We start from the raw sequence: 8212 nt of genomic DNA, 5'->3' as shown, positions 1-8212 counted from the left end.
AAAATGTCCGTGAACAGTTTTTATTATTAGCCCGCAACAGTACCCGCGTCCAACCGATGCAAGCCAGTAGTGTGAGTACCGAACACGAAAAGCGTCAGGTGGGTGTCTTACAGTTAATTGCTGCTTACCGTAACCGTGGCCATCAAAAAGCCAAACTCGATCCACTCAAATTAATGGAACGAGAACACGTACCCGATTTAGAGTTAGCCGCACATGGTTTATCGCGTGCCGACTTTGATACAGTATTCCAAACAGGTAATTTAGCCATTGGCAAGACCGAAGCAACTTTGGGCGAAATGGTCAACGCTATGGAGGCTATTTATTGTGGCTCAATTGGTGCAGAGTATATGCACATTGTTGACACCACTGAAAAACGTTGGATTCAACGCCGTTTAGAAGGCGTGCGTGGTAATCCCAATTTTTCGCCCGATATTAAAAAGCATATTTTAGAACGTTTAACGGCTGCCGAAGGTTTAGAAAAATATTTAGGTAATAAATATGTCGGTGCTAAACGTTTTGGTTTGGAAGGTGGTGAAAGTTTTATTCCTTTAGTGGATGAAATTATTCAACGTGCAGGTGGACAGGGTACCAAAGAAATTGTTATTGGTATGGCGCACCGTGGCCGTTTAAATCTTTTAGTAAATAGCATGGGTAAAAACCCAGCCGATCTATTTGATGAATTTGAAGGTAAAACCGTCAATAAATACGGTTCAGGTGATGTGAAGTATCACCAAGGTTATTCATCAAATGTGATGACGGCTGGTGGCGAATTGCATTTGGCATTAGCCTTTAACCCTTCACATTTAGAAATTGTTTCGCCTGTCGTCGAAGGCTCAGTGCGTGCGCGCCAAGTACGTCGTGATGATGTTGGTGGCAAAAAAGTGATTCCGATTATTGTCCACGGTGATGCTGCATTTGCAGGTCAGGGCGTGGTCATGGAAACTTTCCAAATGTCGCAAACCCGTGGTTATACTGTGGGTGGCACAATTCATATCATCATCAATAACCAAGTAGGATTTACCACCAATAAACGTGAAGATGCTCGTTCGACAGAATACTGTACTGACGTGGCAAAAATGGTGCAAGCACCGATTTTCCATGTCAATGGTGATGATCCAGAAGCAGTCGTGTTTATTACGCAATTGGCTTTAGATTTCCGCATGGAGTTCAAAAAAGACGTTGTTATTGATTTGATTTGTTATCGTCGTCGTGGTCACAATGAAGCCGATGAGCCGTCAGCGACTCAGCCTTTGATGTATCAAGTGATTAGTAAATTACCTAGTACACGTACTTTATATGCCGATAAATTAGTCTCAGAAAATGTCTTGACTCGTGCCGAAGCCGAAGCGATGGTCGAAGATTATCGCCAAGCTTTAGAAAATGGCCAACACGTTGTTAAATCCTTAGTGCGTGAGCCTAATAAAGCGTTATATGTTGATTGGACGCCTTATTTAGGTCACAAAGTGATTGATGATTGGTCAACAGGTATCAGTAAAGAGAAAATTGCTGAATTAGCTAGCAAATTAGTCAAATTACCTGATGACTTTGTTGTGCAACGTCAAGTTCAAAAAGTACTAGAGGACCGTACACAAATGTGGACGGGTAATATGGAATTAAACTGGGGTGCAGCTGAAGTGATGGCTTATGCGTCCTTGTTAGATGAAGATTACTTAGTACGTATTACTGGCCAAGATGTTGGTCGTGGTACATTCTCACATCGACATGCTATTCTTCATAGTCAAAAAGATGCCAAATCTTACGCACCTCTAAAAGCAATTCGTCCTGATCAGCATCGTTTTGCCATGTATGACTCGTTGTTGTCCGAAGAAGCAGTTTTAGCCTTTGAATATGGTTATGCCACTACTTATCCAAAATCATTGATTATTTGGGAAGCGCAATTTGGTGATTTTGCCAATGGTGCGCAAGTCGTCATCGACCAGTTTATTTGTAGTGGTGAAACCAAGTGGGAGCGTATTTGTGGCTTAACCATGTTGTTGCCACATGGTTTTGAAGGTCAAGGCCCTGAGCATTCATCTGCTCGTTTAGAGCGTTTCTTGCAGTTGTGTGCTGAACATAATATGCAAGTATGTACGCCAACAACACCAGCACAAATTTTCCATTTGTTACGTCGTCAAGCAGTACGCCCATTGCGTAAACCATTGATCGTCATGACTCCAAAGAGTTTGTTGCGTCACAAGTTAGCAACTTCCAATTTGGACGAATTAACCACAGGTGGTTTCCAAACGGTATTGCCAGAAGTGGAAGCGATTAATCCACAAGCCGTGACCCATGTCATTTTATGTGGTGGCAAGGTTTATTATGACTTGTTAGAAAAACGCCGTGATTTAAAACGTGATGATGTCGCAATTATTCGTGTTGAACAATTGTATCCATTCCCTGAAGAAAAATTGATTGAAACCTTACAACCTTATGTCAACGCGCAAAGTGTGGTTTGGTGTCAAGAAGAGCCAATGAATCAAGGGGCATGGTATAGCACTCGTCATCGCTTCCAACGTGTTGTTGCAGCATGGAAACCTGAATTAGACATTAGTTACACAGGTCGTCCATCCTCTGCTGCACCAGCCTGTGGCTCACCTTATCTTCATGCCAAACAGCAAGCTGCACTTATTGCCGCTGCGTTTAAACTTGAACAGTAATTAATAAAGAAGGATTACTCGTATGGCTATCGAAATTAAAGCTCCCCAGTTCCCAGAGTCCGTTGCTGATGGCACAGTTGCTGCTTGGCACAAAAAAGTGGGCGACAAAGTCAATCGTGATGAAGTTTTAGCAGATATCGAAACTGATAAAGTTGTGTTAGAAGTAGTTGCCCCTGCGGATGGTGTTTTGGCACAAATCGTTAAAGCAGAAGGTGAGTCTGTCTTAAGTTTAGAAACTTTAGCTATTTTTGAAACAGGCACAGCAGGTTTAACTTTACCAGCTAGCTCCGCACCTGTTGCTGAACCAGCGCCTAGTTTAGCGGCAACCGTTGCGGCGAGTGCAAGTGCAGATTTAGCTCCTGCTGTTCGCAAAGCAGTGGCCGAAAATCAGTTGGATGCAGGTCAAATTTCTGGTACAGGTCGTGGTGGCCGCATCACTAAACAAGATGTAGTGAATCATTTAACAACGCCAGCCGCTGCACCAGCACCTGCTGCTGCGCCAGCCGCCGCTCCATTAAGTTTAGCGGTTGGTGAGCGCGTAGAAAAACGTGTGCCAATGACTCGTTTACGTGCCAAAGTTGCTGAGCGTTTATTACAAGCTTCCCAAAACACAGCAATGTTGACCACGTTTAACGAAGTTAACATGAAGCCAATTATGGACATGCGTAAAGCCTATGGCGAACGTTTTGAAAAACGTCATGGCGTTCGTTTGGGCTTTATGTCGTTCTTTGTTAAAGCCGCCGTTGAAGCCTTAAAACGCTTCCCAGCTGTCAATGCTTCTATTGATGGTAACGACATCGTTTATCATGGTTACCATGATGTGGGTGTTGCAGTATCTTCTGACCGTGGTTTGGTTGTACCTATTGTTCGTGATGCTGAACGCATGAACTTAGCCGAAATCGAAAAGAACATTTTAGATTACGGCAAAAAAGCAAAAGATGGCAAATTAGGTCTTGAAGATATTACGGGTGGTACATTCACCATTTCTAATGGTGGTGTATTTGGTTCATTAATGTCCACACCCTTATTAAATCCACCACAAACAGCTATTTTGGGTATGCACAAAATCCAAGAGCGTCCAATGGCAGTTAATGGCCAAGTGGTAATTTTACCGATGATGTACTTGGCAATGTCTTATGATCATCGTTTGATTGATGGTAAAGAAGCCGTAAGCTTCTTAGTAACAATCAAGGATTTAATCGAAGATCCAGCATTATTGTTATTAGATTTATAAGATATTGAAAATTCCCTTCTCTAAATTAGGGGAGGGAATATGAATGTTATTGAGGATTTTAAAGATGTCCCAAGAATTTGATGTTGTTGTCATTGGTGGTGGGCCAGGTGGTTATGAAGCCGCTATTCGTGCTGCTCAATTAGGTTTAAAAGTCGCTTGTATCGAAAAGCGTATTCATAATGGCAAACCAAGTTTAGGTGGTACATGCTTAAACGTAGGTTGTATTCCTTCTAAAGCATTATTAGATTCTTCTCATCGTTATCATGATGCTAAAGAAGGTTTAGCGGTGCATGGCATTACTGTTGGTGATGTCAGCATTGATATTGCCCAAATGCAAAGTCGTAAAGATGCTGTGGTTAGTCAATTAACGGGTGGTGTTGCCCAATTATTAAAAGGCAATGGCATTGTGTGGCTACAAGGTACAGGTACATTATTAGCAAACAAACAAGTACAGTTTGTGGCTCATGATGGCGCAACCGACACCATTCAAGCCACTAAAGCAGTGATTTTGGCGGCAGGTTCAGCACCGATTAATATTCCAGTTGCTCCGTTAACAGAAGACATTATTGTTGACTCAACAGGTGCATTAGCTTTTAGTGAAGTACCTAAGCGTTTAGGCGTGATTGGTGCAGGGGTTATTGGTTTAGAGTTAGGCTCTGTATGGAGTCGTTTAGGTTCTGAAGTGGTTGTTTTAGAAGCCTTAGACTCATTCTTGCCAATGCTAGATAAATTAGTATCTAAAGAAGCACAAAAAATCTTAACTAAACAAGGTTTAGAGATTCGTTTAGGTGCTAAAGTCACTGGCTCACAAATTAACAACGGTGTTGTCACAGTGACTTATCAAGACAAAGAAGGTGAGAAAACTGCTGAGTTTGATAAGTTAATTGTAGCTGTTGGTCGTAAGCCGTATGCTCAAGCCTTATTAGATGCAAACAGTGGTGTTAGCCAAGATGAGCGTGGTTTTGTCATCGTAGATAAACAATGCCGTACTAATGTAGAAGGCGTTTATGCGATTGGTGACTTAGTCCGTGGCCCAATGTTGGCTCATAAAGCCATGGAAGAGGGCGTGATGGTTGCAGAATTAATTGCAGGTCATTATGCACAGATTAACTACGACACAATCATTGGCGTCATTTATACCCATCCAGAGATTGCGTGGGTTGGCAAAACCGAAGAACAAGCCGTTGCTGCAGGCATTGAAGTAAAAACTGGTCAATTCCCATTCCAAGTGAATGGTCGTGCGTTAGCTGCCAATGATGCACAAGGTTTGGTACGTTTTGTTGCTGATGCTAAAACAGACCGTTTGTTAGGAATGGCTGTCATTGGTTCAAATGCAGGTGATATGGTGCATCAAGGCATGATCGCTTTAGAGTTTGCTGCAAGCATCGAAGATTTGCAATTAATGACTTTTGCGCATCCTACATTGTCTGAAGCCGTACATGAAGCCGCTTTATCTGTTGATGGCAGAGCGATTCATGCAATTCAGCGTAAGCGTAAATAATTGTTTTGATTTTATCCTCACCTAAACTCTTTAAAAGAAAATTTAGTGTGAGGATAACCTAAATTAGTATTCCGTTAACAGCGGATAAACAAGCGTCATGAGCATAAGCTGCTCTTAACCATAGGACTTAGTTTGTTGTTTAAGTCCTGAGCAAATTAACAGGGTGAAAGAATGAATTTACATGAATACCAAGGCAAACAGTTGTTTGCTGAATACGGTTTACCTGTATCAAAAGGGTTTGCCGCATCCACGCCAGAAGAAGCCCGTCAAGCTGCTGAACAAATCGGTGGTGATGTTTGGGTTGTTAAAGCTCAAGTTCATGCTGGTGGCCGTGGTAAAGCTGGTGGTGTAAAGCTCGTCAAAACCTTAGACGAAGTTGAACAATTCGCCCGTGAAAAATTAGGTACAAATTTAGTGACCTATCAAACAGACAGCAAAGGTCAACCTGTTAGCAAGATTTTGGTTGAAACTTGTACTGATATCGCTAAAGAGTTGTATTTAGGTGCTGTTGTTGATCGTGCAAGCCGTAGCATTGTTTTTATGGCTTCAACAGAAGGTGGTGTTGAAATTGAGAAAGTTGCTCATGAAACACCAGAGAAAATCTTCAAAGTAACCATTGATCCATTGATTGGTGCACAAGCTTATCAAGGTCGTGAAGTTGCTGGTAAATTGGGCTTAAATGCCACTCAAACCAAACAATTTGTCAAAATCTATTTGGGTTTGGCCAAAATGTTTGTTGAATGCGATTTGGCAATGATTGAAGTAAATCCTTTAGTTGTCACAACAGAAGGTAACTTACATTGTTTAGATGCGAAAATCGTTATTGACTCTAACGCCTTATATCGTCATCCAAAATTAAAAGCTATGGACGACCCAAGTCAGTCTGATGACCGTGAACGTCGTGCCGCTGAATGGGAACTCAACTATGTTGCTTTAGAAGGTAACATTGGCTGTATGGTTAATGGTGCAGGTTTAGCGATGGCTACTATGGACATCATTAAATTGAAAGGTGGCCAACCAGCTAACTTCTTAGACGTAGGTGGTGGTGCAACTAAACAACGTGTAACCGAAGCCTTTAAAATCATCTTATCTGACTCTGCTGTACAAGCTGTATTAGTTAACATCTTCGGTGGTATTGTGCGTTGTGACATGATTGCCGAAGGTATTATTGGTGCAGTGCAAGAAGTGGGCGTAAAAGTGCCTGTTGTTGTTCGTTTAGAAGGCAACAACGCAGAATTAGGCGCACAAAAATTGCGTGAAAGTGGTCTAAATATTATTCCTGCCGCCTCCTTAAATGAAGCTGGCGAATTAGTCGTTAAACAAGTGTAATTGGAGGCAGATAATGAGCGTTTTAATTGATAAAAATACCAAAGTTATTTGCCAAGGTATTACTGGTTCTCAAGGTACATTACATACCGAACAAGCCATTGCTTATGGCACAAATATGGTTGGCGGTGTAACACCAGGTAAGGGTGGTACAACCCATTTAGGTTTACCAGTATTTGATACGGTGGCTGAAGCTGTTGAAAAGACAGGTGCTGAAGCGACGGTTATTTATGTACCAGCGTCTTTATGTAAAGATGCAATTTTAGAAGCCGTTGATGCGGGCATTAAATTAGTTGTTTGTATTACCGAAGGTGTACCAACCATTGATATGTTATACGTAAAAGAATATATCGTCCGTAAGGGTGGTGTGCGTATGATCGGCCCTAACTGTCCTGGTATCATCACCCCTGGTCAATCAAAAATCGGTATTATGCCAGGCCATATTCATTTGCCAGGTAAAGTGGGTATTGTGTCTCGCTCTGGTACATTAACCTATGAAGCAGTGAAACAAACAACTGATTTAGGTTTTGGTCAAAGTACTTGTATTGGTATTGGTGGTGACCCCATTCCAGGTATGACGTTTATTGATGCCTTAGCGTTATTCCAAAATGACCCACAAACCGAAGCCATTATCATGGTTGGTGAAATTGGTGGCTCTGCCGAAGAAGAAGCTGCTGCATTTATTAAAGCCAACGTGACTAAGCCAGTTGTGTCTTACATTGCGGGTGTAACAGCTCCTGCTGGTAAGCGTATGGGCCATGCGGGTGCAATTATTTCTGGTGGTAAAGGAACGGCCGCTGAAAAATTTGCAGCCTTAGAAGCCGCTGGTGTAAAAACTGTTGCTAATCCAGCAGAGTTAGGCAAGGCTATTGCTGAAGTGACTGGCTGGAAATAAACCTAGTTATTACTTCTTCATAATCAAAAGCCATCGTATTTTTACGATGGCTTTTTGTTTTGAAAGCGTGAATTGATTCACAAAAAACAAAAAACGATTTAACTATGTTTTGTTAAAGTTAGCCATCTTAAAATTTATTGAAAACTATAAAATTATGTCAACCTTTACCGAAGAACAAGCTCGTGCGTATATGATGAAATTGCTGACTGCCATGAATCAAGCAGGCGGCTCAGATTTATTTATTGCTAATGAATTTCCACCAAGTATGAAAATTAATGGTGATATGCAACCTCTAGCGAGTCAAAAATTAACACCAGAGATTACCGAAAAATTAGCACATAGTATTATGAATGATACGCAACGTGCTGAATTTGCGAAGGAAATGGAGTGTAATTTTGCGATTAATGTGCCTAATGTATCAAGATTTCGGGTGAATGTTTTTGTTCAACAACAATGTGTAGGCATGGTGATTCGTACTATTGCAGCCGAAATCCCTAATTTTGAAAAACTTGGCTTACCCGAAGTCTTAAAAGAAGTCATTATGAATAAGCGTGGCTTGGTTTTAGTTGTGGGTGGAACGGGTTCAGGTAAATCAACGT

The 8212-nt window shown here is 41.6% G+C and carries 5 protein-coding genes and 1 pseudogene; all 6 read left to right on the top strand.

Annotation, left to right across the window (positions count from 1 at the left end; genetic code table 11):
* On the top strand, positions 1-2657 hold a 2657-nt coding region (locus Q0212_RS16145), incomplete at its 5' end, for a 2-oxoglutarate dehydrogenase E1 component (protein WP_297927414.1).
* A gap of 22 nt (positions 2658-2679) precedes the next feature.
* The gene (gene odhB, locus Q0212_RS16140) at positions 2680-3891 is read left to right on the top strand and encodes a 2-oxoglutarate dehydrogenase complex dihydrolipoyllysine-residue succinyltransferase (RefSeq protein ID WP_297927412.1); all 1212 of its coding nucleotides are present in this window, start codon (positions 2680-2682) and stop codon (positions 3889-3891) included.
* A gap of 64 nt (positions 3892-3955) precedes the next feature.
* The gene (gene lpdA / locus Q0212_RS16135) at positions 3956-5392 is read left to right on the top strand and encodes a dihydrolipoyl dehydrogenase (RefSeq protein ID WP_297927410.1); all 1437 of its coding nucleotides are present in this window, start codon (positions 3956-3958) and stop codon (positions 5390-5392) included.
* A gap of 171 nt (positions 5393-5563) precedes the next feature.
* Positions 5564-6721, top strand: a complete 1158-nt coding sequence (gene sucC / locus Q0212_RS16130; RefSeq protein ID WP_297927408.1) for an ADP-forming succinate--CoA ligase subunit beta — start codon at positions 5564-5566, stop codon at positions 6719-6721.
* A gap of 13 nt (positions 6722-6734) precedes the next feature.
* Positions 6735-7613 (top strand): succinate--CoA ligase subunit alpha, encoded by an 879-nt coding sequence (gene sucD, locus Q0212_RS16125; RefSeq protein ID WP_297927407.1) that lies wholly within the window; start codon positions 6735-6737, stop codon positions 7611-7613.
* Between the two features lie 154 nt (positions 7614-7767).
* Positions 7768-8212 (top strand): annotated as a pseudogene (locus Q0212_RS16120) (type IV pili twitching motility protein PilT); the annotation flags it as partial.

Source organism: uncultured Agitococcus sp. (genome assembly GCF_937920075.1).
Taxonomy (GTDB): domain Bacteria; phylum Pseudomonadota; class Gammaproteobacteria; order Pseudomonadales; family Moraxellaceae; genus Agitococcus.
This window is presented reverse-complemented; position numbering and strand designations above follow the sequence as displayed.